Annotated in this window: 24 protein-coding genes; 13 read left to right on the top strand and 11 right to left on the bottom strand. The window is 64.6% G+C overall.

All coding sequences use genetic code 11. The annotated features are described in order from the left end of the window. Positions 1-31 precede the first annotated feature (31 nt). The 4 genes from QZ634_RS20250 to QZ634_RS20235 are packed head-to-tail and all read right to left on the bottom strand — an operon-like array spanning position 32 to position 3,388. A complete protein-coding gene (locus QZ634_RS20250) occupies positions 32-1,234 on the bottom strand; it encodes a tryptophan--tRNA ligase (protein WP_291991302.1) in 1,203 nt (400 codons plus the stop codon). A 17-nt stretch (positions 1,235-1,251) separates the two neighbouring features. Continuing rightward, a complete protein-coding gene (locus tag QZ634_RS20245) occupies positions 1,252-1,905 on the bottom strand; it encodes a site-2 protease family protein (protein ID WP_291991301.1) in 654 nt (217 codons plus the stop codon). Between the two features lie 10 nt (positions 1,906-1,915). Then, positions 1,916-2,542 (bottom strand): L-threonylcarbamoyladenylate synthase, encoded by a 627-nt coding sequence (locus QZ634_RS20240; protein ID WP_291991300.1) that lies wholly within the window; start codon positions 2,540-2,542, stop codon positions 1,916-1,918. Between the two features lie 15 nt (positions 2,543-2,557). Further along, the gene (locus tag QZ634_RS20235; protein WP_291991298.1) at positions 2,558-3,388 is read right to left on the bottom strand and encodes a 3',5'-nucleoside bisphosphate phosphatase; all 831 of its coding nucleotides are present in this window, start codon (positions 3,386-3,388) and stop codon (positions 2,558-2,560) included. A gap of 418 nt (positions 3,389-3,806) precedes the next feature. Here QZ634_RS20235 and hpnC point away from each other — a divergent pair, with 418 nt between their 5' ends. The 3 genes from hpnC to hpnE all read left to right on the top strand — a co-directional run bounded on the left by hpnC (position 3,807) and on the right by hpnE (position 6,807). Next, on the top strand, positions 3,807-4,616 hold the full coding sequence (gene hpnC, locus QZ634_RS20230; RefSeq protein ID WP_291991297.1) for a squalene synthase HpnC: 810 nt from the start codon (positions 3,807-3,809) through the stop codon (positions 4,614-4,616). Between the two features lie 62 nt (positions 4,617-4,678). Further along, positions 4,679-5,512: a presqualene diphosphate synthase HpnD gene (gene hpnD / locus QZ634_RS20225; RefSeq protein ID WP_291991296.1), complete on the top strand. Its 834-nt coding sequence runs from the start codon at positions 4,679-4,681 to the stop codon at positions 5,510-5,512. Further along, positions 5,509-6,807 carry a hydroxysqualene dehydroxylase HpnE gene (hpnE, locus tag QZ634_RS20220; RefSeq protein ID WP_291991295.1) on the top strand — a complete coding sequence of 433 codons (1,299 nt, stop codon included), beginning with the start codon at positions 5,509-5,511 and terminating at the stop codon, positions 6,805-6,807. The genes hpnD and hpnE overlap by 4 nt, the downstream gene beginning before the upstream one ends. Positions 6,808-6,815: 8 nt before the next feature. Here the strand turns inward: hpnE and QZ634_RS20215 are convergent, their stop codons facing one another. Then, complete coding sequence (locus tag QZ634_RS20215; protein ID WP_291991294.1) at positions 6,816-7,217, bottom strand: hypothetical protein; 402 nt, start codon at positions 7,215-7,217, stop codon at positions 6,816-6,818. Between the two features lie 148 nt (positions 7,218-7,365). Next, the gene (locus QZ634_RS20210) at positions 7,366-8,055 is read right to left on the bottom strand and encodes an ABC transporter ATP-binding protein (protein ID WP_291991293.1); all 690 of its coding nucleotides are present in this window, start codon (positions 8,053-8,055) and stop codon (positions 7,366-7,368) included. A gap of 27 nt (positions 8,056-8,082) precedes the next feature. Between QZ634_RS20210 and QZ634_RS20205 the strand changes: the two genes are divergently transcribed. Both QZ634_RS20205 and mnmH read left to right on the top strand, forming a co-directional pair. Continuing rightward, on the top strand, positions 8,083-8,700 hold the full coding sequence (locus tag QZ634_RS20205; RefSeq protein WP_291991292.1) for an arylesterase: 618 nt from the start codon (positions 8,083-8,085) through the stop codon (positions 8,698-8,700). 45 nt (positions 8,701-8,745) lie between these two features. Further along, positions 8,746-9,798 carry a tRNA 2-selenouridine(34) synthase MnmH gene (gene mnmH, locus QZ634_RS20200; protein WP_291991291.1) on the top strand — a complete coding sequence of 351 codons (1,053 nt, stop codon included), beginning with the start codon at positions 8,746-8,748 and terminating at the stop codon, positions 9,796-9,798. Between the two features lie 76 nt (positions 9,799-9,874). Here mnmH and QZ634_RS20195 read toward each other — a convergent pair whose 3' ends face one another. Continuing rightward, positions 9,875-10,420 carry a class I SAM-dependent methyltransferase gene (locus QZ634_RS20195; RefSeq protein ID WP_291991290.1) on the bottom strand — a complete coding sequence of 182 codons (546 nt, stop codon included), beginning with the start codon at positions 10,418-10,420 and terminating at the stop codon, positions 9,875-9,877. A gap of 50 nt (positions 10,421-10,470) precedes the next feature. On the opposite strand from QZ634_RS20195, the gene QZ634_RS20190 reads away from it, so the two are divergent. Then, positions 10,471-10,917 carry an OsmC family protein gene (locus QZ634_RS20190; RefSeq protein ID WP_291991289.1) on the top strand — a complete coding sequence of 149 codons (447 nt, stop codon included), beginning with the start codon at positions 10,471-10,473 and terminating at the stop codon, positions 10,915-10,917. 228 nt (positions 10,918-11,145) lie between these two features. Continuing rightward, positions 11,146-13,836 carry a bifunctional acetate--CoA ligase family protein/GNAT family N-acetyltransferase gene (locus QZ634_RS20185; RefSeq protein WP_291991288.1) on the top strand — a complete coding sequence of 897 codons (2,691 nt, stop codon included), beginning with the start codon at positions 11,146-11,148 and terminating at the stop codon, positions 13,834-13,836. A 127-nt stretch (positions 13,837-13,963) separates the two neighbouring features. On the opposite strand, the gene QZ634_RS20180 is transcribed toward QZ634_RS20185, so the two are convergent. The 3 genes from QZ634_RS20180 to QZ634_RS20170 all read right to left on the bottom strand — a co-directional run bounded on the left by QZ634_RS20180 (position 13,964) and on the right by QZ634_RS20170 (position 16,638). After that, positions 13,964-14,161, bottom strand: a complete 198-nt coding sequence (locus tag QZ634_RS20180) for a DUF3460 family protein (protein WP_291991287.1) — start codon at positions 14,159-14,161, stop codon at positions 13,964-13,966. Positions 14,162-14,245: 84 nt separating this feature from the next. Further along, a complete protein-coding gene (locus QZ634_RS20175) occupies positions 14,246-15,673 on the bottom strand; it encodes a PIG-L family deacetylase (protein ID WP_291991286.1) in 1,428 nt (475 codons plus the stop codon). Between the two features lie 68 nt (positions 15,674-15,741). Continuing rightward, positions 15,742-16,638, bottom strand: a complete 897-nt coding sequence (locus QZ634_RS20170) for a GNAT family N-acetyltransferase (RefSeq protein ID WP_291991285.1) — start codon at positions 16,636-16,638, stop codon at positions 15,742-15,744. A gap of 283 nt (positions 16,639-16,921) precedes the next feature. Between QZ634_RS20170 and QZ634_RS20165 the strand changes: the two genes are divergently transcribed. The 6 genes from QZ634_RS20165 to QZ634_RS20140 all read left to right on the top strand — a co-directional run bounded on the left by QZ634_RS20165 (position 16,922) and on the right by QZ634_RS20140 (position 23,933). Further along, the gene (locus QZ634_RS20165) at positions 16,922-18,049 is read left to right on the top strand and encodes a glycosyltransferase (protein ID WP_291991284.1); all 1,128 of its coding nucleotides are present in this window, start codon (positions 16,922-16,924) and stop codon (positions 18,047-18,049) included. 75 nt (positions 18,050-18,124) lie between these two features. Then, a complete protein-coding gene (locus QZ634_RS20160) occupies positions 18,125-18,907 on the top strand; it encodes a glycosyltransferase family 2 protein (RefSeq protein ID WP_291991283.1) in 783 nt (260 codons plus the stop codon). 37 nt (positions 18,908-18,944) lie between these two features. Beyond that, positions 18,945-19,901: a glycosyltransferase gene (locus QZ634_RS20155; RefSeq protein WP_291991282.1), complete on the top strand. Its 957-nt coding sequence runs from the start codon at positions 18,945-18,947 to the stop codon at positions 19,899-19,901. Positions 19,902-20,086: 185 nt separating this feature from the next. Beyond that, positions 20,087-21,796, top strand: coding sequence for a carbamoyltransferase C-terminal domain-containing protein (locus QZ634_RS20150; protein ID WP_291991281.1), 1,710 nt, complete (start codon positions 20,087-20,089; stop codon positions 21,794-21,796). Beyond that, on the top strand, positions 21,796-22,770 hold the full coding sequence (locus QZ634_RS20145; protein WP_291991280.1) for a DUF6625 family protein: 975 nt from the start codon (positions 21,796-21,798) through the stop codon (positions 22,768-22,770). The genes QZ634_RS20150 and QZ634_RS20145 overlap by 1 nt, the downstream gene beginning before the upstream one ends. Further along, positions 22,767-23,933 (top strand): O-antigen ligase family protein, encoded by a 1,167-nt coding sequence (locus tag QZ634_RS20140; RefSeq protein WP_291991279.1) that lies wholly within the window; start codon positions 22,767-22,769, stop codon positions 23,931-23,933. The genes QZ634_RS20145 and QZ634_RS20140 overlap by 4 nt, the downstream gene beginning before the upstream one ends. 79 nt (positions 23,934-24,012) lie before the next feature. Here the strand turns inward: QZ634_RS20140 and QZ634_RS20135 are convergent, their stop codons facing one another. Then, positions 24,013-25,134, bottom strand: coding sequence for an alkene reductase (locus QZ634_RS20135; RefSeq protein WP_291991278.1), 1,122 nt, complete (start codon positions 25,132-25,134; stop codon positions 24,013-24,015). Positions 25,135-25,503 lie beyond the last annotated feature (369 nt).

The raw sequence follows: 25,503 nt of genomic DNA, 5'->3' as shown, positions 1-25,503 counted from the left end.
TCGCTCATTTCCGTCATCCTCGGAGCAGTGCTCAGCCGTAGTTCAGCCCCATCGCGTCACGCACGTCGCGCATCGTCTCGCGAGCGAGCTGGCGCGCCTTGCGGTTACCTTCGGCGACGATCTCGCGCACCAGGCGCGGGTCATCCAGATAGGGTTGGGCACGCTCGTGCATCGGCGCCTGCTCGACGAGAATTGCGTCGATCACCGGCTGCTTGCAGTCGAGGCAGCCGATGCCTGCGCTGCGACACCCCTGCTGCACCCACTTCTGACACGCTTCGTCCGAATACACCTGATGCAGTTGCCAGACCGGACACCTGTCGGGATCGCCCGGGTCGTCGCGGCGAACGCGCGCCGGGTCGGTCGGCATGCGCCGCAGCTTGTGCGTCACCGAAGCGGCATCCTCGCGCAGGGTAATCGTATTGCCGTAGGATTTCGACATTTTCTGGCCGTCGAGCCCGGGCATCCGTGAGGCGGCGGTGAGCAGGGCACCCGGCTCGACGAGAATCATCTTTCCGGTGCCCTCGAGATAGCCGCAAAGCCGCTCGCGGTCGGCGTGCGCCAGGCCGGGAACTTCGTCGAGCAGCGCGTGCGCTCGCTCGATGGCCGTCCTGTCACCGTTCTGCTGAAAGTGGGTGCGCAACTGCGTATACGAGCGGGCGCGCTTTGAGCCCAGCTTCCTGACCGCCTCCCTGGCCTTGTCCTCGAAGCCTGCCTCGCGTCCGTAGAGGTGGTTGAAGCGCCGTGCCAGCTCGCGCGAGAACTCGATGTGCGGCACCTGGTCTTCGCCCACCGGCACCTTGTCAGCGCGATAGATCAGGATGTCGGCCGACTGCAGCAGTGGATAGCCGAGAAAACCATAGGTCGACAGATCCTTGCTCTCGAGCTTTTCCTGCTGGTCCTTGTAGGTCGGCACACGTTCCAGCCAGCCGAGCGGGGTCATCATCGACAGCAGGAGATGCAACTCGGCGTGCTCGGGAACCTGTGACTGGATGAACAGCGTCGCCCGTTGCGGATCGACGCCCGCCGCCAGCCAGTCGATGACCATGTCCCAGGAAGCGGTGACGATTCCCTGCGGATCGTCGTACTGGGTGGTCAGCGCGTGCCAGTCGGCGACGAAGAACAGGCAGGGATGCTTCTGCTGCAGCTCGACCCAGTTCTTGAGTACGCCGTGGTAGTGGCCAAGGTGCAGGCTGCCGGTCGGGCGCATGCCGGAGAGGACTCGTTCTGCGTACATGTTCGCGCTCCGGACGCTCAGGCGGAAAACTGAAATATGAAGAAAATCATTCCCATCACCGCGCTCATCACCGGCATCAGGAGCTTGCCCAGAATGCCGGTGAACAGCAGCAGCAGAAGGATCGGGAAACCGAAGCGCTCGAGCTGCGCGAAGCGCCAGGCGGCTTGCGGCGGCAACAGGCTGACCGCGATCCGGCCGCCGTCGAGCGGTGGCAGCGGAAAGAGATTGAGCACCATCAAGGCCAGGTTGACCAGGATGCCGATCTCGGCCATGCGCGCCATCGGCACGCTGAAAAAGTTGATCGGCAGGGTCACCGCCAGCTTCATCAGCACCGCCCAGAAGAGCAGCATGGCCAGGTTGGCCGCCGGCCCGGCCGCGGCGACCCACAGCATGTCCTGCTTGGGATGGCGCAAGCGACCGAAATTGACCGGCACCGGCTTCGCCCAGCCAAACAGAATGCCACCGGTCGACAGCAGCAGGATAATGATCGGCACCAGGATCGTGCCCACCGGGTCGATATGCTTGAGCGGGTTGGCGGTGATGCGGCCCTCCTGCCAGGCGGTCGGATCGCCGAAATGGCGTGCCGCGTAGCCGTGCGCCGCCTCGTGCAGGGTGATCGCCAGGATCACCGGCAGGGCGGCGATGGCGATGGTCTGGATCATCTCTTGCATCTGCGCTTCCTCAATCGAGACCGAGGGGCGCCAGTGGGCCCAGTCCGGGACGGACCAGCGTCGGCAGCGCGCCGGTCAGATCGACGACCGTCGTCGGCTCGATGCCGCAATTGCCGCAGTCGAGAATCAGTTCGAGCTGGCTGTCGAGCCGGTCCTGAATCTCCCAGCCTTCGGTCAGGGGCCCCTCGTCGCCGGCAACGATCAGCGTCGACGTCAGCAGCGGTTCGTCGAGCGCTGCGAGCAAGGCCAGGGTCACCGCATGCGCCGGCACGCGCAGGCCGATCGTCTTCCTTTTCGGGTGCAGGACGCGCCGCGGCAACTCGCGGGTCCCCTCGAGAATGAAGGTGTAGCTGCCCGGCGTCGTCGCCTTGAGCAAACGATAGGTGGCATTGTCGACGCGCGCGAACTGACCGATCTGCGACAGGTCGCGGCACATCAGGGTCAGCAGATGGCGCTCATCGACGCCACGGATGGCGCGAATTCGCTCGACCGCCGCCTTGTCGCCGAGATGGCAACCGAGGGCGTAGCTGGAGTCGGTGGGCAAGGCAATGACGCCGCCCTGGCGAATGATCTCCGCCGCGCGCTGCAACAGCCGCCCTTGCGGATTGTCGGGATGAATCGAAACGTGCTGTGCCATTGCTCTCTCCCCGGCTCAGAACGCTGCCCAGATGGGCTTCAACCCATCCGGCAAGGCGGCCAGCTGCCCCAGATCAAAATAACTCTCGCCGGGCCCGTGGAAATCGGAGCCACGCGAGGCCAGAAAGCCGTACTCCCTGGCGTAGCGCGCGAAGACATCGACGTGCTCCTGCGTGTGGCTGCCGGATACCACCTCGATCGCCTCGCCGCCAAGATCCTTGAACTCGGCGAGAAAGCGACGCATTTCGACCCGCGACAGCTTGTAGCGCCCGGGGTGTGCCACCGCCACCAGACCTCCGGCAGCGTGCACCCACGCCAGCGAGTCGGCTAGCGTCGCCCAGCGGTGATCGACATAACCCGGCCGACCGGGAACCAGGTACGACTCGAAGACGCTGCGCAGATCCTTGGCCACCCCACTGTCCACCAGAAAGCGGCCGAAATGCGCACGACTGATCAGGCTGGGGTTGGCCGCATAGCGCATCGCTCCGTCGAAAGCGCCTTCGATACCGACTTTCTGGAGCTCGGCCGACATCCGTTGCGCGCGCTCCACGCGCCCCGCGCGAATACTCGCCAGACCGGCATTGAGCGCCTGATCGCTGCGGTCGAACGCGTAGCCAAGCATATGTATCTGCAGCCCCTGCCACTCGATCGAAATCTCGACGCCATTGACGAACCCCATTCCCGCCGCTGTCGCCGCCGCTTGTGCCGCGGATAGGCCGTCAAGCGAGTCGTGGTCGGTCAGCGCCAGCAGGTCGACGCCGTTGGCCGCCGCCCGCGTGGCGACGTCGGCCGCAGCCAGAAGGCCGTCGGAGCAGGTGGAATGACAATGAAGATCGCAGTTGAACACGGTAGCGGATAGCCTTGGGCAGCGCAAAATCGTAGACCGCGCATGATAGCACAGCCGCCGGATGACGCCCCGCCCCGCCGGCTCGCCTTGTCGATCGATCAGCCTGGCCGCCACCGCGGCCGGACACTACCGGATGCCGGCACGATGGCGCGCTTCTACCGCGCCGGCGACGATGCGCATCTGGCGAAGATCATCAAGGTCAATCTGGCGGCGGAGGTATCTACCGACGAAATCGACCCACTAAACGAGATTCGGAGCGGGTGCTTTTGCCACTATCCCTTTCCATACACCCTCTATACTGACTTCCCGAGCCGAGGTTCGGGAGAGAAAGGTGCTGCCAGTTTCCCTGCGCGCCGCCTGAGAGGACCAGTTTTCCCCGAGGCACTTCGCCGCAATCGCCGTCGCCCAGCCGCTACCGATGCCTGTCGATCACTACGAAAACTTCCCTGTTGCTTCGCTCCTGCTACCCCGGCGCCTGCGCCGGCCGATCGAGGCCATCTATCGTTTTGCGCGCGGCGCCGACGACATTGCCGACGAAGGTGACGCCAGCGACGCGGCGCGCCTGCAAGGCCTCGCCGATTATGGCGAGGAAATCGAGCGCATCGAACGTGGCGCAGCGCCTGTTCGGCCAGAGTTCAACGAGTTGGCCAGGGTCATCGCCGAGTGGCGCCTGCCGACGCAGCTGTTTCGCGACCTGCTCGACGCCTTTGCGCAGGATGTGGTCATCAAGCGCTACGCGGACTACCCGCAGTTGCTCGACTACTGCCGGCGCTCGGCGAATCCGGTCGGTCGCCTGCTGCTGCACCTCGTCGGGCGCGCCAGCGACGAGAATCTGCGCCGCTCGGATTGCATCTGCACAGCGCTGCAACTGGTCAATTTCTGGCAGGACGTGGCCATCGACTGGCAGAAGGGCCGCATCTACCTGCCGCAGAGCGACCTCGAACGCTTTGCTGTCTGCGAAAGGCAGATCGCCGCCGGAAACTGCAGCGCCGAATGGACGGCGCTGCTCGCCTTCGAGATCGAGCGTACGCACGACTTGATGCGCGCCGGGGAGGCGCTGGTGCACCAGCTGCCGGGCCGTATGGGCTGGGAAATCCGCTTTACGGTGCAGGGCGGTCTGCGCATCCTGGAAAGGATCGCGCATTCCCGCGGCGACGTTTTCCGGCAGCGTCCGCAACTGGGCGCGACCGATTACCTGTTCATCGCCGGCCGCGCCCTGTTCATGTAACTGCTGCAAGCGGGGCAAGTCATGTGAAAATTGCTGCCCTGTGCACTCCCCAGAGATTGCGAATGAGCCCCGACGAATACTGCCAACAGAAAGCCGCCCGCAGCGGCTCCAGCTTCTACTACAGCTTCCTCTTCCTGCCGCCGCCCAAACGCCGCGCGATCACCGCGCTCTATGCTTTCTGCCGCGAGGTTGACGATGTCGTCGACGAGTGCCATGACGCGCAGATCGCCGCGACCAAGCTGGTCTGGTGGCGGCAGGAATTGAGCAGCGTCTATGGCGGCAAACCACAGCATCCGGTAAGCCAGGCGCTGCAATCGGCCTGCGCCGAATTCAACCTGCCCGAAGAGCAGCTGCAGGAAATCATCGACGGCATGGAAATGGATCTGCAGCAGTCGCGCTACCTCGACTTCAAGGCGCTGTCGCTGTATTGCTACCGGGTCGCCAGCGTCGTCGGCCTGCTCGCCGCCGAAATCTTCGGCTACCAGGACCGCAGGACGCAGAAGTACGCGCACGATCTTGGCGTCGCTTTCCAGCTCACGAACATCATTCGCGACGTTGGCGAAGACGCGCGCATGGGACGCATCTACCTGCCCATCGACGAATTGCAGCGCTTCGAAGTGACCGCCGCCGACATCCTCAACGCGCGCCATGGCGACAACTTCCAGCGCCTGATGGCTTTCCAGGTCGAGCGCGCCGAGCACTACTACACGCAAGCCATCGACGCCCTGCCGGCCAGCGATCGGCGCACGCAACGCCCTGGCCTGGTGATGGCGGCGATCTACCGCACCCTGCTCGACGAGATCAAACGCGACGGCTACCAGGTCCTCACCCAGCGCACCTCGCTGACCCCGATACGCAAGCTGTGGATCGCCTGGCGGACCTGGGTGCGGGGATGAAAGTAGCGATCGTCGGTGGCGGCTGGGCAGGTCTGTCCGCCGCCGTCGAGCTGTCCGGAGCAGGCGTACGGGTCACCGTCTTCGAGGCCGCCAGACAGGTCGGCGGCCGGGCCCGCAGCGTCGAGGCGCAGGGACGGCGCCTCGACAACGGCCAGCACATTCTTATCGGCGCCTACCGCGAAACCTTGCGCCTGATGACGGTGGTCGGCGTCGACCCCGAGCGACTGCTCAAGCGCCTGCCCCTCGAAGTGAATTTCCCGGACGGCAAGGGCAGCCACTTCCGGATGCGCCTGCCGCGGCTGCCAGCACCCCTGCACCTCGCCGCTGGCCTGCTCGGCGCGCGCGGCGTCAGCGTCGCCGAGAAGTTCAGCGCGGTGCGCTTCATGCGATTTCTGCAGGACGCTCGCTACTGCCTCGGCGCCGACTGCACGGTGAGCACGCTGCTCGATCGCCATCGGCAGCACGGCAAGCTGCGCAGCTGTCTGTGGGAGTCACTTTGTCTGGCCGCGCTGAACACCTCGCCGGAACAGGCATCGGCGCAGATTTTCGTCAATACGCTGCGCGACAGCCTCGGTGGTGGTCGCGCAGCAACCGACCTGCTCTTGCCGGCAGCCGACCTCGATCGCCTGTTCCCGGCCGCCGCGGCAAGCTTCATCTCCGGGCACGGCGGGACAATCCGCTGCTCAACGCGTGTCGAGACCATCGACGACGGTTTCCAGGTCGCTGGCGAGCGCTTCGACGGCGTTCTTCTCGCCGTCGGCCCGCAGCACGCGGCGACCTTGCTTGCCCGGCAGCCGGCAACGGCCGACACGGCAAAGTTACTCGCCGGTTACCGCTTCGAGCCCATCGCCACCGTCTATTGCGGCTATGCCCTGCAGCTACGCCTTCCTTTCCCCATGCTCGGCCTGGCCGCACGCGACCGCGGCGAGATCGGACAGTGGGCCTTTGATCGCGGAGCGCTGTGCGGAACACCGGGAGTGATCGCCTTCGTGCTCAGCGGCCATGGCGCCTGGGAGGAACTCGACAGACAGGAGCTGGTTGCGCAGCTCGACGCCGAACTCGCATCGGCGCTGCACACCCGGCTGCCGGCGATCGAATGGCAACAGGTGATCCGCGAACAGCGTGCGACTTTCTCGTGCCGCCCGGGCTTGCGCCGCCCGGCCGCCCGCACCGCGCGCTGCGGTTTGTGGCTGGCCGGCGACTACGTCTGCGCCGAGTATCCGGCGACCCTCGAGGCGGCCGTGCGCAGCGGTCTTGCCGCTGCCCGCGGCATGCTGCTCGACAGGCGCGCCTGAGCGCGCTGTCAGCCGGGGGCTTTCCAGCCGTCGATGCGCGTCCGCGAACACTCGACACTGGCCGCCGAGAAGAGATCGGGGTGGCGGACGACGACCTCTTCGAAGGCGTAGTCCTCGAGGCCCAGTTCGCACAAAGCCGGATAACCGGTGACGTCCGGGTCGCGATTCACGGTGCGCTCGACGGCGCCGATGATGCCGTGGCGTTTTATCAGCTGCCAGGTGCGCAGGTCCCGTGTGGCCTTGCCATTCCTGGCCGAGAGCACGCCTTCGTAGGCATAAACCGCCTCCAGGCACTGACGCTCCGGTTCGCTGCCGGCGCCGTACTTCTGCGCACGCAGTTCGAGCGCGCGCTTGCGCGCCGCTACCGCCAGATCCGGGCGCCCGCGTTCGATAACATTTTTCTCGAACATGGCGCACTCTTCGGGCGTCTTGAGGTTTGCTACTCGTTCGACCATCAGCGACATAAGATTCCTAAGCTGTTGAACTACGGTGGTTACTGCCGGCGCGAAGGGAGATGGGCCATCTCCCTCCTCGGCGCCTCGTTTCTCGCCCAGCCGGCTACGACCTGTGCAGCCACTCGGCGCTGACCTCTTCCAGCTGCCCGGCGTCCATGCGCAGACGACGCCGACAACGCGCGGCGATCTCCTCGTCATGGGTGACCAGAATCAGCGTCGTCGCGCTTTCGGCATTGATGGCGAACATCAGTTCGATCACCTGATGGCCGGTCACCGCGTCGAGATTGCCGGTCGGCTCGTCGGCCAGCACCAGCCTCGGCCCCGGCGCAAAGGCGCGGGCCAGGGCGACGCGCTGCTGCTCGCCGCCCGAGAGATGCTTCGGGTAATGCTTCAGGCGATGCGCCAGCCCAACTCGCTGCAGCCAGCGCTCAGCCTCGCTGCGAGCGTTGGCGGCGCCCGCCAGTTCAAGCGGCAACATGACGTTTTCGATCGCCGTCAGCGACGGCAGCAGCTGAAAGGTCTGAAAGACGAAACCCAGCATCCGACCTCGCAACACGGCCCGCGCATCCTCATCCAGCGCCCCCAGATTCTCGCCCGCCAGGGTCACCGAGCCGCTACTCGGCTGGTCGAGACCAGCCATCAGACCAAGCAGGGTTGACTTGCCGGAACCCGAGGCGCCGACAATGGCCACCGTTTCGGCCGCCGCGACGGCGAACGAAATGTCGTGCAGAATGGTCAACGGCTGGCCACCGCTATCCACGCGCTTAGCCAGATCGCGAACCTCAATCACCATTGCTGCTGCCTCTCCTACCACGCCACCATGCTCCGTTTCCCGATATGCCGCTCCCTGTTGCTCGCCGGACTGCTGTTGCTTGCCCCCGCTGCTTTGGCGGCACGCACCATACTGGTCTTCGGCGATTCGCTGTCAGCGGGCTACGGTATCCGCCAGGATGCGTCCTGGCCAGCCTTGCTGGCCAGACGCCTGCAGGAGAAGAAGCTCGATTATAGCGTCGTCAATGCCAGCATCTCCGGAGAAACGTCCGCCGGCGGCCGCGCGCGCATCGGCGCGGCCCTGAACAGGTACTCGCCACAGGTCGTCATCGTTGCCCTCGGCGCCAACGACGGCCTGCGCGGCCTGCCAGTGGCGCAGCTGCGTGAGAACCTCAGCGCCATCGTCGCCAGCGCTCAGCAAAACAAGGCGCAGGTCCTGCTCGTCGGGCAACGCGTACCGCCCAACTATGGCGCCTACGCGACTGAATTCCACAACACTTTCGCCGCCGTGGCCCAGGCCCGCAAGGCCGCACTGGTGGGCTTCCTACTCGAAGGGGTGGCGACCAGAGCACAGTTCTTTCAGGCCGACAATCTGCATCCTACCGCTGCCGCACAACCCCTGCTGCTCGACAATGTCTGGCGCGGACTGGCGCCACTGCTAGAATAGCGGGTTGTCTCAGCCACAGGACTTGCGCAGCATGCAGGCAAGCGTATGAAACGCGATATCGCGACCGTCGAACAGCTCGGCGAGCTCTCTTCCTTTGACCAGATCATCGACGTCCGCTCGCCGGGCGAGTTTGCCGAGGACCATATTCCGGGGTCGATCAACTGTCCGGTACTCGACAACCAGCAGCGGATCGAAATCGGCACCCTCTACAAGCAAGCGTCGCCCTTCGAGGCCAAGAAACTTGGCGCGGCCTACGTATCCACGAACATCGCCAGGCATCTGCAGGCGCAGTTTCTCGACCGCCCGAAGAACTGGCACCCGCTGATCGTCTGCTGGCGTGGCGGACAGCGCAGCGGCGCCATGACCTACGTCTTCCGGCGTGTCGGCTGGGACGCGCAGCAGCTGGAAGGCGGCTACAAGGCCTATCGCCGACTGGTCGTCGACCAGCTCGCCGAGGTGCCCCGGCAACTGCAGTTCAAGGTCCTCTGCGGTGCCACCGGCAGCGCCAAGAGCCGCATTCTGCAGGCCATCGGGCGGCGCGGCGAACAGGTACTCGACCTCGAGGAACTCGCCTGCCACAAGGGCTCGGTGCTCGGCGTCCTGCCCGACTCGGCGCAGCCGTCGCAGAAAATGTTCGAGTCGCAATTGCTGACCACGCTGCGCTCGCTCGACGCCAGTCGCCCGGTCTACGTCGAAGCCGAGAGCCGCAAGATCGGTTCGCTGCAAGTACCGGCAACACTGATCGAAACCATGCGTGCCGGCGAATGCTTCAATATCGAAGCGTCTTTCGCCGCACGCGTCGATTTTCTCTTGCGCGACTACGACTATTTCCTGCTCGCACCCGAACGCCTGACCGCCTGCCTGCACCCATTGCGCAACCAGCAAAGCACGGAAACCCTCCTGCGCTGGCAAGGCTACGTGCGCGACGCGCAGTGGCGAGAACTGGTGAGCGAACTGCTCGAGTTGCACTACGACCCGCTCTACAGTCGCTCGCAGACGCGAAACTACGGTGGATTCGCAGCACCGGCGCGCTTCACCAGCGACGACCTGACGCCCGGCGGCATAGAAGCGCTGGCCCTGAGAGTCAGTGGCGAGTAGTGGTTCCGCAGGCACGTAGTCCGCAGTGCCGAGTCGCGCGGTCGGCGGGTTCGCTGCTCCAGTCTCCAGGTCGGCGTCAGAGCACGGCAGCAAGCGCCCCGCGGCTGGCGCACAGGCGCTGCAGCATCGCCGGCCTGGGAGAGTCGACCTGGCCTTCTTCGAAAGCCACCACCCGCCAGCCACGCCGCCCCATCCAGGCGAGCATTTCCTGCGAGCGCAGCAGGAAATCCGGATTCGACGGCTTGCCGTAGCGCTCATTGCCGACCATGAAGGTTTCGTAGATCAGGACCCCGGGTTCGGCCAGGCAGGCCAGGAGTTCGTCGATACGCGGGCGAAACAGGTAATTGGTGACCACGATCCCCGCGAACAGCCGACCGCGATAGGGCCAGCGGCCGTCTTCAAGGTCGGCCTGGAGCAGCGTCACGCGCTCGCTACCGTGCAGCGAAGCGAGCGCCTGCGAACTACGATCGACCGCCTCGACGCGGTAACCGAGCCCGGCCAGCAGGCGCGTATGGCGGCCACTCCCACAGGCCAGATCGAGGACCTCGCCGTGCTCGGGAATCAGCCGCGCAAAGCGCCGCACCCAGGGGGACGCGGGCAATTCTTCGGGCGAAGCTGCCATGTGGGGCCTTCCTTCCATTATCATTCGGCAAAACTCTCGGAGAGCACAGCATGGCACAGGAGCAAGCGGCCGTGGTCGTCAGCGAGAACGGCCTGGGACCCTACCAGCAGACGGTTCGCCTCGGCAGACACACGCTGATCGCCGACGAGCCGGTGGCGATGGGCGGCGAGGACGCCGGCCCGGAACCGATGGACTTCCTGCTCGCCGGCCTCGGCGCCTGCACCTCGGTGACGCTGCGCATGTATGCCGAACGCAAGCATTGGCCACTGGCCGCGGTCAGCGTCGCGCTGACGCACGACAAGCTCGAGCTTGACGGCGGCCGTGGCACGGTCGATCGCATCAGCCGCGTGATCACGCTGGCTGGCGAACTGACCGCGGAGCAGCGCGAGCGGCTGCTGGCCATCGCCAACAGGTGCCCGATGCACCGGACACTGCAATCCGACACGCGCATCGACAGCAGGCTCGACGACGTCTGCGCGGCAACAGCAGCCGCCTAGGCATGTCCATCTGCTCGGCTGCTCGGGAACCGGCTGCGGGCCCGCTCGGCGATGCCCGCAGCGCCGCGCACCGGTGCTTGCCCAGGTGCTCTCGCGGGGTGATTAATGTCACACTGCGGCGTCATCAAGAGCGTCGTATCTAGAGACTTGACAGACCATCTGTGATAAATTGATGCGGTGCAACATCCACCCGTACCGCGCCTCTCAAACACGAGGTGAAAGCCCCCCATGCTAGAACATCACTACCTCACCACCCTGTTTGAACCCAAGTCTGTCGCGGTCATCGGCGCTTCGGACCGAGAGAATTCGGTCGGCAACGTGCTCTTCAGGAACATCCTCGATTCTGGCTACAAGGGTCGTCTCTACCCGATCAACAAGGGGCACGACAACGTACAGGGCGTACCGGCCTACAAGTCCATCGAGGAGATCAGCGCTCGCGTCGAACTGGCGATCGTCGTCACTAGGCCGCAGACCGTTCCGAAGATCATCGAGCAATGCGGTCGCAGCGGCGTCAAGAACGCCATCGTCATCTCGTCCGGCTTTGCCGAAGCCGGTCACTCGGGCGCCGCGCTCGAACGCAAGATGATGGAAATCGCACGCAGCTACGGCGTTCGCCTACTGGGCCCCAACTGCCTGGGGATCATTCGCCCCGACCTCGGACTGAATGCCACCTTTGCCAGCGTGCACGCGCACGTCGGCAATCTGGCGCTGGTCGCGCAGTCGGGCGCCATCTGCTCGGCGGTCCTCGACTGGGCGGCGAGCAACCGCATCGGCTTCTCCAGCGTCATCTCGCTGGGTGGGACTGCCGACGTCGATTTCGGTGAAATCCTCGACTACCTGATCTACGACAACCGCAGCCACTACATCCTGCTCTACGTCGAAGGCATTCGCGACGCCCGGCGCTTCATGAGCGCGCTACGTTCGGCGGCACGCATCAAGCCGATTGTCCTGCTCAAGGCCGGTCGCCACGCCGGCGGGCTGGCCGCCGTCGAAACGCACTCCGGCATGGCCGGCGGTTCGGACATCGTCTTCGATGCGGCCGTGCGCCGTGCCGGCGTGGTGCGCGTAAAAAACATCGGGCAGCTGTTCTACGCCGCCAAAGCGCTGGCCTCGAAATTCCGTCCGCAAGGCAAGCGACTGGCGATCATCACCAACGGTGGCGGACCGGGAGCCATGGCCGCCGACCGCGCCGGCGACCTCGAAATTCCCCTCGCCGAGTTGTCGCCAAGCACCATGCAAGCGCTCAATGCGGCAATGCCGGGAACCTGGTCGCAAAGAAATCCGGTAGACATCGAGGGGGATGCGACACCCAAGCGCTATCACGATGCGATTCTCGCCGTTGCCGAGGACAGCGAAGTCGACGGCGTTCTGGTCATGCTCTCACCGCAGGCAATGACCGAACCGATGGAAGTCGCCAAGGCGGTCATCGAGGTGGACCTGCTGACCGCCAAGCCGATTCTCACCTGCTGGATGGGCGAGGAACAGGTCGGTGAATCGCGCAGCATGCTGGAAGAGGCCGGCATCCCGTCCTTCCGGATGCCCGAAACCGCCATCGAACTCTATTACCACATCTCGACCTACTACTGGAACCAGAAGCTGCTCTTGCAGACACCGGCCCCCCTGTCCAAGCACGCCCGCCCGGAAACCGAAGGGTCCAAGATGTTGATCGACGCGGTATTGCACGAGCGCCGCAAGATCCTCTCGGAAATGGAATCAAAAGCGATCCTGCGCGCCTTCCGCATTCCCGTCGCGCAGACCATGGTCGCGCACACGCCGACCGAATCGCTGCTGCTCGCCGAACAGATTGGCTTCCCTATCGCCATGAAAATCGATTCGCCGGACATCGTGCACAAGAGCGAAGTCGGCGGCGTGCGGCTGAACATCACCAACGCGCCGGCGGTTCGCAACGCCTATCACGACATCATCGAGACGATCAAGAAGCGGCACCCGACGGCACGCATCAATGGCGTATCGATCGAACCCTACCTGGCGCGCCCGAACGGCCGCGAGCTGATGATCGGCGTCTCGCGCGATCCGATCTTTGGTCCGATCATCACCTTCGGCGCCGGCGGCGCCGAAGTCGAGGTGTTCAGCGACCGGGCCGTCGCCTTGCCGCCGCTCAACCGCTTCCTGGCCCGCGACCTGATCGCGTCGACGCGCGCTTCGAAGCTGCTCGGCGAGTTCCGCAACATGCCGCCGATCAACCTCGAAGCGCTCGAAGACGTACTGCTGCACGTCTCGCAAATGATCTGCGAACTGCCATCACTGCACGAACTCGACCTGAACCCGCTGATCGTCGACGAGAACGGTGCCATCGCTGCGGACGCGCGCATCGTGATCGACTACGCGGCACCGTCGGGCGACCGCTATTCGCACATGGCGATCCACCCCTACCCGGTGCATCTGATCCAGGAATGGGAACTGCCCGATGGCCGCGTGGTAACCATTCGCCCGATCCGCCCGGAAGACGCCGAGCGCGAAAAGGAGTTCGTCATCGCGATGTCCGACGAAAGCAAGTACTACCGTTTCATGGACACCATTCGCGAGCTGACGCAGACCATGCTCGTGCGTTTCACGCAGATCGACTACGACCGCGAAATGGCGCTGGTCGCGACGATCCTCGACGCAGAAGGCAAGGAAGTCCAGATCGGCGTTGCCCGCTACGTCACCAACCCGGACGGCGAATCAGTCGAGTTTGCCCTGGCAATCGCCGATGACTGGCAAAAACACGGCGTTGGACGCAAGCTGATGAGTGCGCTGATCGCCTGCGCGCGGGCCAAAGGCTACCGGACCGTCGTCGGCGACGTGCTGTCGATGAACTCCAAGATGTTCAGTCTGATGAGCAAGCTTGGTTTCACCATCCACCCGCATCCCGACGACCCGGCGGTCAAGCGCGTCATCAAGCCCCTGGCCAGCTAGGCTGGCGGCGCCGCGGCCGGGCCATGGCACCGCCGTACCCAGTCTCCAGATCGAGCCGGAACAACGCTAAAAAGCGCCCGCGCCCTGCGCGGGCCGGTCACTTCTTGCGCAAACCCCCTGAAGAAGCTTACTGCTGTTCGAAATTCACGTCGTAAGGATAGGGCCGCGGCGGGTCGCCGGCTTCCCGGTAGGCTTTCTGCTCGTCGAGATCGGTCTTCCTGTCCCAGAAGATCGCCCGCCCGCGACGTTGGTCGTCAAGCCACTCGGGATGCTTGGCCATCATCTCGCGCATGAACTTGGTGTGCTCGGATTCGTACAAGGCCATCTGGCCTACTCCCCATAAAAAACAGCTTTGATCAGCGACATCGTCGAGCACCACATTATACGCTTGCCGCGCTCAGGCGCTCCCTCACTGTTCCAGCTGGCGAACCCAGAACAGCTCGTGCCGGCGAACAGCCTTGCGGAAAAATTCGTTCTCACCGCTGGCAGGCCACTGGCGAGCGGCGAGCAGTTTCTGGATCGTCCGCCGCAGGCGCTTCTTGCAGGGCAGCGTGCCCTGCAGGTCGTGCTGCATGGCCAATGCCATGGCCTTGTCGATCTGCGCTGCCGGGCTCAGGCAGGGGCTCCACAGCGCGTCGGGCGGCAATGGCGCCAGCGCCGGCGGCAAGGCGATTCCCTGCCCGGCCGGGCCCATCGGCCAACGGTCGTTGTCGTGCAGGTGATTGGCATAGAGGAGACCAATTTCCGGCTTCCAGAACGAGCCCTCGACCGCTTGCAGCAGTGCCTGCGTACCGGCAATGTGATCGGCGTGCGGGTCGAGCTCGGGGTGCGGCATGACGACCACTTCGGGGCGGAAGTGCTCGAGCAACGCCACCAGATCGGCGAGCAGGTTCTTGCCGGACGGCAAACCGTCGGCGTCCGCTGGCAGGGGGAGCGGGTTGTGCGCTCGCGCCTGGCGCACGTCTGTCGCCCCGGACTCGCGTGAAGCAAACGATTGCTCGGGTTCGGCGAGCATCGCCGGCAACTGCAGGCAGTAGTAGCCCAACTGCACGCAGCAGCTCTGCGCAACGCCTCCCCAGAGCGGTACGGCCAGGCTGTCCCAGGTCCGCAGACGCCCCTTCAGGCGCGCCGCAGCGGCGCTATCCAGGCCCAGGAACTGATACCGACCCGCCTCGATCTCGCCCTGTGTCAGGGTCACGATGGTCACCCCGCAATTATCGCGCGAGCGAGCGAACCCTGCAGCACGGCTGTACAGGCCATAGGCCGCCAGTTCGGCGTCGTCGGCGTGTGGCGCGATGAGCATCATGCGCCGCTGGGCGTAGTCGGGGTTGTCCAGCACGTGCAGGATGGCTGTCGGCGGCAGGCGGCAGAAGCGGCCACTGATCGACAACTCATTCCTGGCGAGGGCCGCGGCCTGCCCGGAGAGGTTCAGATAGCGCCGCCCGTTGACAGCGCGCTCGAAGTCCTGCCGGTCGTCGCCGAGAACGACGTGGGGGTCCAGGCAGTGGCCAAGCAGGGTGCTCTGCAAATGCAGCTCGAGAATCAGGGTCTCGCCAGCTGCCAGCGGCGCGCTCAACTGCACGCGCCCGGCGATCAGCGAGACCTTCTGCTGCGCCGTTTCGGCCGGGAAGTGGTATTGGTAGTCGTCCTGCGGCGAATAGAAGAGGTGGTCGGCAAACCAGGCTTCGTGCGCCACCCAGCCAGGCAGCAACAATACCGGCGGCAGCCACCAGGCGACGAAGACCCCGAGCGCGGCGAGCAGCAGCAGCGCGACCAACAGGAGGAAGCGCTTGTGCTGGCGGTGTCGCTTCAGCAATTGCTGTTTTCTCGAACTCATGGGTGCTCTCGGACGGTGGCCCCGCTCGCCAGGCGAGGCATGTTCATGACTACGCTCTTTCGTGCACTCTATATTTGATACGCCGGCACCCGGTGGCACCAGCGATCCTTATACTCGCGATCGGCACGGCCAAAGGAAAAGCGCAAGGGCTTGCCGAGCGCGCGCGCCTCTGCCCAGGCGCTCTGCGTATTGATGAAACTGAGCACGCTTCCCGGGCTGAAATCACGCGTTGCGGGATCGACACCGCCATTGATGTATTCCAGAGAAATCCACGCCGGGGCTTCGACGCGATAGAGAATCTGGACCGCCATCGGCTGCTCGTTACGCAACAGGACGGCGCCGGTCATGAACTCGCGCAGTAGCGTGAACACCTCAGCCAGATGCTCGTGGCCCCTGGCCGCAAAACCCCAGCGACGCTGAAAGAGATCGGCATACATGGCGGCCTGCTCGCACGGCGAAAAGTCGCACATCTGGCGTACCTGCCCGCCTGCCTCTTCGAGCAGGCGAAGCTCGCGACGCTGGTTGTAGCGAAACTTCTTCGAGTAGTCCTCGGGCGCACGCGCCAGCGCCAGGCCTTCCGGCTGCGCCTTGAGTTCGCCGATCCGTCCGGCGTTGAGCTCCGACACGTAACGCATGTGCTGGCGCACCGGCACGCAGGCGTGTGCGGCAATCGGCAGGATCACCTCGGCGTTGCCCAGATCAAACAGGTCGCGCTGGCCGCGCTGTTTCAACACCGCCTTCGACAGCGCCAAGTGGCGCCCCCAGCAGGGAATCGCCGCCACTAAATCTTCGCCGGAAGGGCAGCCTAGGTAGCGCACCCGGATTCCCGCCAGCGCCGAGAGTCGCTCGACGACTGCCGGATGGGTGAACACGCTGCCGCCGAAGCGCTGCCACGCGGTGGCATACGCCGCGGCATCGATTTCGCTCCAGCCGCGCTCGCGCCAGACTCGCAGCCGATTCAACATGCGTCGGCGGAGCGTGTGCAGAGGCGGGTCATGACGGCGGGAATCCTCGCTGTTCGCTGCGCCCGGAGGGATCTCCGGGTGCTCGTGGTGGGTGGTCGTTGAACGGGGCAAGCACGCCACCGCCACGGGCGCAAGGATAAACCAATTACGGCGCCGTTTGCCCTGCGTGCGGGATCAGCGCAGGCCATGGCTGGCGCGGTATACTTGCCAACCTCGAGCGCCCGGCGCGGCCGCAGGATTGCGCAGGGCCAGCAGCAGCCAATCAACATGGAGGACCACGACGATGTCGGCTGAATCGCGCCGCGTGCTGCAGCTCTGCCACAGCTATGGCGCGCCGTTCACGGATGTCGCCTGCCAGTGGGCCAGGCTATTCGCGGGCCAGGGCTGGACGATGACGACCGTATACCTCACCGGCGAACCGGACAGCGAAGTGGTGCGCAACTCGGGCGGCGACGAAGTGCTGTTTCTCGGCTTCGACTCGCGACAGGTGCGCGGACTGAAGCTGGCGGCCCTCTGGAAATTGCGCAAGCTGCAGCAGACGCACGCCTTCTCCCTGGCCATTGCCCACCGCTTCAAGCCGATCTACGCCTGCTGCCTGGCGCTGGACATCCCGGTCATCGGCGTGCATCACGCCTTTGGCGACTACCAGCGCCTGGGACGGCGCCTGCTTGCCGGCGCCTTCGCCAAGCGGCTGGCATTGCTCGGGGTCTCCAATGCCGTGCGCGACGACATTCGCGCGTGCCTGCCGCGCTGGCCCGCGGGGCGCATCCAGACCCAATACAACCACATCGAACTGGTGGCCTTGCAAGCTCGCCAGCTTCCCAGGAACGAGGCGCGGCGCGCGCTCGATCTGCCGCCCGACGCCTACGTCTTCGGCAATGTCGGCCGCCTGCACCCGGACAAGGACCAGGCGACACTGATCCGCGCCTTTGCCCGCCTGCCGCCGGCCGGCGCACTGCTGGCAATTGCCGGGCGCGGGCGCCTGGATGAATCGCTGCAGGCCCTGGCCGCCGAGTTGGGCGTCGCTGACCGTGTCCGCTTTCTCGGCCAGGTGCCGGCCATGGACCGCTACTTCCGCGCCTTCGACAGCTTTGTCCTGAGCTCGGATCACGAGCCCTTCGGAATGGTGCTTCTGGAGGCCATGGCTGCCGGAATCGCGGTGCTCAGCACCGATTGTGGCGGTGCCCGCGAAGTGGTCGCGGCCAGCGAGTGGCGGTTTGCTCTCGGCGACGTCGAGAGCCTGTGCCAGTGCATGCTCGCCGTCAGGGCCTTGCACGAGCCTGCCCGGACGGAGCTCGTTGCCGCACAACTGGCACATCTTGAGGCCCACTTCTCGCTGGCCGCCGCACGCCGCCAGTTCTGGGCGCAGCCCTGCCTGCACAGCGGGAGCGAATGCCATGCAGGGGTCTGAGGTGCGCTGGCATGCTGGCTGGCCAGCCAGCGCGCACAGGCCATCGAACGTAGCGGCGAATGACGGGAGATCAACATGAGCGGCCAGGCCTTTGCCGCAGATAGCGACGTGACTCTGGTGTTGACCAGTTGTGGGCGATTCGATCTCCTCAGGCGCACCCTGGAAAGCTTCGCACGCTTCAACACCTACCCGATCCGGACCTGCATCATCACCGAAGACAGTGGTGACGAGGGTGTGTTCGAGGCGCTGCCCGAGGACTGGCGCGAGCACACGCAAGTGATCCTCAACCGACCACCGCTTGGCCAGATTCGCTCCATCGATGCCGCCTACAGCCGCGTGGAAACACCGTACATCTTTCACTGCGAGGACGACTGGGAGTTCCACCGACCGGGCTTCATCGAGGATTCGAAACTGATCCTCGAGAAAAGCGCAAACACCCTGCAGGTCTGGCTGCGCAGCTACTACCACGACCTGCTCGTGCACAGCCCTTTCCACGGACTCGGGGCACGCGAGTTGCTGGACGGGGTCGCCTTCTATGGCCTGACTTCGGAGAAGGCCGGCTGGCAGGGCTTCTCGTTCAACCCTGGCCTGCGGCGAGTGGCAGACTACCAGCGCCTGGGCAGCTACGGCGCGACCGGCGGCGAGGAGAAGGCGGTGGCTCGCTGGTACGCCGAGCACGGCTACCGCGCGGTGATCCTGGAAAACGATGCGGTCGCCCACACCGGCTGGGGAGAGCACGTGGTCAGCAGCAGCGACCGCGTCAAGCGCAAGCATCGCGAGCGCCGCGCCCGACAGCGCTCGCTGTTGTGGCTCCTGCTCGGCCTGGCCATCGGCGCAGCGCTGGGCGCGCTATGGTAAGGGTCTGCAAACGAGCACCTGAGAGGAGAACTGCGTCATGAGAATCCTGCTGTTGGTTCAGGACGAACAGCGAGTCATTCTTGACGAGCTTTACGAGGCCATCGTCGCGGCTGCCGGCGAGGGCGAAATTCGTCGCCTGAACAGCGCGCAGCAAGCGGACCTGCGCAGCTATTTCAAGAACGTCGACGTCACCGCTTACGAGCGAATCGTTCTTTTTCTACGCTTCAAGAAAGAGATTCGCCAACGCCGTTTCCTGCGTGCCCTGCCGCGACTGGTTTTTCTCGAACACGACGCCTACCAGAACTACATCCCCGGCAAGTACCAGGGCGCCTTTTCGAAGCACTACGCGGCGCTGCCCTGGGTACGGGTAATCTCTTCCGGTTTCCTGGTCGTCGAGCATCTTCGCGCCGAAGGTATCGACGCGGCGTTTGTACCCAAGGGCTACGACCAGCAGGCGATGTGCAATCGCAGCCTGCCGCGCGACATCGAACTGGCCTTCCTGGGCAGCATCCAGAACCAGGCCTACGACGGCCGGCGGAGCTTTCTCGAGGCGCTGGCGGAGCGCGAGAAGCTGCTCGTCACGCGCACCAAGTCCGGCGAGGAGTACGTCGAGATGCTCAACCGCATCCGTTTCTTCGTCAGCGCCGACGTTGGCATGGGCGAATACATGATCAAGAACTTCGAGGCCATGGCCTGTGGCTGCATGCTTTTCGCCTTCGATCAGGGAGACGCCGAAAACACCGCTCTCGGTTTGCAGGACATGCACAACGTCGTGCTGTACCGAAACCTGGACGACTGTCAGGCCAAGCTGCAGCGCCTGCGCGCCGACCCCGAGCTGGCAGACAGCATCGCCGCGGCCGGTTGCGCGCTGGCACAAGCCCGCTTCGGCTACGACAGCATCGCCCGCGCCATTGCCGACGCCTTGCAGCCGCCGCTTCGCAAGCCGGTGATCCGACGCTTGCTCGGCTTTCCGTACAGCGTCGGCTGGGAGTAATCCCGGCAACAACAAGGCAGCGACGCCGGCTCGGGATACATCGGGATACAATCACGCCTGGGTGGCTTCTCTTGCCGCGAAGCTTGCGCAGGAGCCCCGAAGGGAAGCCCGTGTCCTGGAGGCCATTCCCCGGTGGCATCGCGAGCCGCCGCCGGAACCGAAAAACTCTCGTCGAAAGCGGTTGAATGTACATCCTGGGTATCCACACCGGGCATGATGCCGGTGCCGCACTGTTCAAGAACCAGCAGCTGGTGGCCTTCTGCAAGGAAGAACGCCTGAGTCGAATCAAGAACCACGGCGGGGTATTTGCCCTTGCCGCCATCGACGAGGTACTACGCATCGCCGGCATTCAACGCCCGCAGATCGACGTGCTGGCGATGACGCGCATCAAGATCCCGCTCTCCGCCTACAAGCGCACTTCGCGCCCCGCCAAGGACTTCGTGGACCGTTTGCGCGATGGCAGCCGCTTACGCAACCTGTACCGCGAAATGTACCGGCTGCGCACGCTCGACGAGTCGTCGGTGGTGGATCTGCCGGCACTGCGCAAGGCGCTGCAGCTGCGCCCGGATACGGAAATCGACTTCGTCAATCATCACAAGGCGCATATCCTCGGCAGTGTGATGTACACCGACTGGCAGACGGGACTTTACCTGTCGTTTGACGGTGGCGGCGATCACGCTTTCTACTCCGCCTATGAACTGAAAGATGGCCAGCTCGTCTGCCATCAGGGCGAAGACGAGATCCTGCTCACCGAGGCCCAGGATCCGGCGGCATCGGTCGCTCTGGCCTACGCCTACACGACCGAAATCTGCGGCTTTACGCCGCTTCGCCACGAGGGCAAGATCACCGGTCTCGCCGCCTTCGGCAAGCCACTCGCTGCAGACGCGATTCGCGATCAGTACCTGATTGGCGACGACGGACACATCGCCAGCCGCATGCAGGGCTACGCCGAACTCAAGGCATTTCTGCAGAAAATCTTTAGTGGCATGCGCCGCGAGGACATCGCGGCTTCGATCCAGACCGCCGCCGAGGAGGTTACCCTTGCCTGGATCCGCAGTCTGCGCAAGCGCCATCCGGCAACGCGTCTCGGACTGAGCGGCGGCCTCTTCTCGAACGTGCGGCTCAACCAGCGCATCGTCGAGATGCCGGGAATCGAAGAGATTTTCGTCTTTCCGGCGATGAGCGACGAGGGCCTGCCGGTGGGTTGCGCCATCGACAGCCTGCTGCGCAGGCACGGCGGCGTCGCCGGGCTGCAGCGCGGACGGTTCACCGATCTCTATTACGGCTACGCATATAGTGGAACCGACCTGATGGCTGCCGCCGACAGCCGCTTCCGCCTGCAACCCGACGGCGAGCCGGCACTGACGACAGCAAGGCTGCTCGTCGAAGGACTGGTCGGCGCGGTCTTCGCAGGCGGCATGGAGATGGGGCCGCGTGCACTGGGTGCGCGCAGCATCCTCGCCAGCCCGACCAGGCGCGAAGTCAACGACAGCATCAACAAGCGCCTGGAACGTACAGAATTCATGCCCTTTGCGCCCTACGTGCTGGACCAGGATGCCGAGAAGGTCTTCGAGATCGACGACCGAAACCGCTACGCCTGCCGCTTCATGACGACAACCACGGGCGTGCGCGCTGCCTACCAGTCGAGCATTCCGGCCGTGGTGCACGTCGACGGCACGGCCCGGCCGCAGATCGTTTACCGCGACGACAACCCCCTGTACTACGACATCCTGGCCCAGTTCAAGGAGCTTTCCGGAGTGCCGTGCCTGGTCAATACCAGTTTCAATGCCCACGAAGAGCCGATCATCAACACGCCACAGGAAGCCTTGCAGGCGCTGGCTGACAACCGCATCGACTTCCTGGTCTGTGATCGCGGCCTGATTTTTCGTAGCTGATGACGCGCGTGCGCGGGCGGATGTCGGACGGCGCGGAGACCGAGACGGCGGCGGGACTGCGCCTCTGCCTGGTAATCCCCTACTTCGGTCGCTGGCCATTCTGGTTTTCCCACTTCCTGGAAAGCGTGCGCTGGAACCCCGGTATCCAGTGGCTGTTTTACACCGACTGCGGCGTTCCCGAGAACGTACCGGCCAACACGCGTTTCGTGGACAGCAGCTTTGTCGACTACTGTCGGCGAGTCTCCAATGCGCTCGGCATCGTCTTCGCGCCGGAGAATCCGTACAAGCTCTGCGACCTCAAGCCTTGTCTCGGCCGTGTGCACCAGGAGGAACTGCGGGGCTTCGACTTCTGGGGGTTCAGCGACATCGACGTGATCTACGGCGACCTCGAACGCTATCTCGCGCCGCGTCTGCACTACGACCTCATCTCCACCCATGCCAACCGAGTTTCCGGGCACTTCTGCGTACTGCGCAACACGCAGGACATGCGCGATCTGTTCATGCGGGTGCCTGACTGGGCGCGGATGTTGGCTTCTCAGGAACACCACGCCTTCGACGAAGGGCCATTCTCGCGCATCTTCATTCGCCACAAGAACTGGCCGCAATGGGCCAGGCGACTTGCCGACCGTCGCAATCCGTATCGGCAGCGCGCCCTGTTCGAAGAGGCCTACTCGACACCCGGCGGGCGCATTCCCTGGCGCGATGGATCGCGCAGCTTTCCCGAGTGGTGGCACTGGCAGCGCGGCGAACTGAGCAATTCGTTCGCCGATGGCCTCGACTATCCCTACTTCCATTTCATCCAGTTGAAGTGCGAGCGCTGGTCCGCAACCACCACAGCGTCGGGCGACGCGGGAGCCGAAGACGGCTTTGTGGTGTCGGCCGACGGAGTGTCGCCCGCGTCATCAGAACAGGCTTCAGTCGTCCCGTCGCCAGTGGCGGCGTCGGCGGCGAGGGCCTGCGGAGCGCGCCAATGATGCTTGATTGCAGCCGTCCGTGGCTAGCAAGGAATTACTTTGCACTGGCCCTTGCCTGCTTCTGGCTGGCCTTTCTGGTGCTGCCTACCGCCAAGTCGGTCAACAACGTCTTCTATGCGCTGGTCGCATTGCCCGGGCTGTTCGTCGTCAGCCGCCGCTGGCGAGAGCTTCCCTGGCGAGAGACCGGATTTCTGCTCTTCGTTGCCTGGCTGTCGTACGGCGCCTTGTCGGCAATGGCGTGGGGGCCGGCGGGCTACGACCGGATCAAGGATGTGGTGTACGTGTTTCTTTTCTACAGTGTCGTGATCGTGACCGTCGATCCGTCATGGTGGCAAGCCGAGTTGCTGCGGCGCATGGCGTTCTGGCTGGCTTTGAGCTATGTCCTGGTGGCGTGCGTCTATCTCTGGCTGAGCGGGGCCTACGCCTTCGGCGAGCAGGTCCTGTGGTTGCCTGCACGCATGACAGGTCCTATCTATACATCGATGTTCCTGGTTTCTCTCTGGGCGCTGGCAATAGAAGACTGGCTGGTGCGCAAGCGCTACGCGGAGCTTTCCCTGGCAACGGTGCTGATGCTTTTTTGCATGTTGCAAGGGCTGCAAAGCCGTACCGGCCTGGTTGGCTTCGCTGCCGTAGTCCTTTTCCTGCTGCTGCGCAGGCGCTCTGTGGCCGGCCTGGCAATTCTCGCCGGGCTGGCGGCGCTGGTCGTCGCTTACCTGGGCCTGGCTGGCGGGGCCGAGACTGTGCAGAGCTGGAGTCTTGTCGCCCGTGCCGACAGTTACCGCTTCGAGCTTTGGGGCAAGGTATTTGGCGAAATGCGCGAGTGCGGCTGGCTCCTTGGCTGCGGTTATGGCCACGCCATTCACTCGAGCCTGGATGTTTCCGCCGCGCTCCGCATTGCCCACTCACACAGCATTTTCGTCGCGCAGGCCCTGTTAGGTGGCGCGATCGGCCTGTCCTTGCTCGTGGCAATGCTCCTGTGGTCCCTGGTCGGCGGTTGGCGGCGGAACACCCCCTGGGCGCTCTGCCTGGCCGCCGGGGCAATTATGCTCAACTTCGATGGCAACCGCCTGATCGATAATCCGGACGAGCTCTGGCTGCTATTCCACTGGCCGCTGGCGGTGCTCATCGCGCTACAGGCGCACCGCCCGCGCTTTCAGGGATGAAAGGGCAACCTTGATGCCGCCGCGGAAAGCATCTCGGCCGGGGGGGTCACGAGCCCCTTCTGCATTGTGCAAGTGCCGCTCAGGCGGCCGTCACGGCGGCCACGTCTAGCGCCGGATAGTCGACGTAGCCCTTCGCTCCGCCCTTGTAGATCGTCGTCGAGTTCCAGGGTGCCAACGGCGCCCCGATGCGCAGGCGATCGACGAGATCCGGGTTGGCGATGAAGTGCTTGCCGAAGGCAATCAGATCGCCGCGACCGGCACGCAGCGCCACTTCCGCACGCTCGCGGTCGAAGCCTCCGCAAAGAATCATCGTTCCCGGGAAGCAGGCGCGCAGGTGCGGCAGCAGATCGCCCTGCCGATCGTGGATCCAGCTCCCTTCCTGGTCGTAGACGTGCAGATGAGCGATGCGCAGGAGCTTCAGCCGCGTCGCGAGGTAGCCATAGCTGACCAGGGGATCCGGATCAGGTTGCATCTCGTGCGCGGTCCCCAGTGGCGAGATGCGTACGCCGACACGCGCGCTGCCAATCGCCGCGGCAACGGCCTGCACGGTCTCCAGGAGAAAGCGCCAGCGATTGGACAGCGAACCGCCATACTCGTCGGCACGGTCGTTGACGTAGGGGCAGCGGAACTGATCGAACAAATAGCCGTTTGCGGCGTGAATCTCGACGCCGTCGAAACCCGCGGCGACGGCATTGCGCGCTGCGCGGACGAAATCGGTGACGATCAGCCGCACCTCCTCGGTCGTCAGCCCGCGCGGCGCATCGCAGGGCACCATCACCGGCTCGGCGCCGCCGTTTAGGATCGGCACCCGATCACTGTGCAGACCGATTCCGGTCGGCCCCACCGGCGGTGAGCGATCCGCGCGCAGGCTGCTATGGCCGACGCGACCGACGTGCCAGAGCTGCAAATAGATGCGGCCCCCGGCATGGTGCACGTCTTTGGTCACCTTGCGCCAGCCGGCGACCTGCGCGCCGCTGTAGATGCCAGGCGTGCGCGCACAACCGCGCGCCTGCGGCGAGACCGGCGTTCCCTCGGCAATGATCAGGCCGGCCGAAGCGCGCTGTGCGTAGTATCTGGCGGTCATCGCCGGTGGCGCGAGTTGCCAGTCGGTGGCACGGTTACGGTTCATTGGCGCCATGACGACGCGGTTTGGCAGCAGCTTGCCGCCGAGCGAATGACGAGAAAACAGTTTCTTGAACATTGTTTGCCTACCTCCTTGATGGCTGGGCACACCAGAAATCTAGCAATTTCCGTGCCCGAAAGCCATCAGCTTTCGTGTATGTTGGTCAGGGTGATGCACCGCCAGCGGTTTGCCACTGCGGCGAGCGTACGATCTGCGTGACGATCACCGGTTGCGCGGCGCGCCCGGGATGCGTGACGTGACGTGACGGCCGCAGCGAACACTGGCGACGCTGTCAGCGCTCACTGGACAGCGAAGGCATCATAGAGGGCTAAAGGTTTCGCATTTGTGGCAGCGGCACCCGCTTCTGGAAACCGCGACCTGCGTTCGAGAGCGCGGTCTGACCCCCAACTGATGAGAAAGTTTCGTCAGCGCCGAAGCTGCCAAGAC

The organism is Candidatus Accumulibacter sp. ACC007 (assembly GCF_907163205.1).
GTDB classification, from domain to species: domain Bacteria; phylum Pseudomonadota; class Gammaproteobacteria; order Burkholderiales; family Rhodocyclaceae; genus Accumulibacter; species Accumulibacter regalis.
The sequence above is the reverse complement of the archived record's forward strand: the minus strand, read 5'-3'. Positions and strand labels throughout refer to the sequence as shown.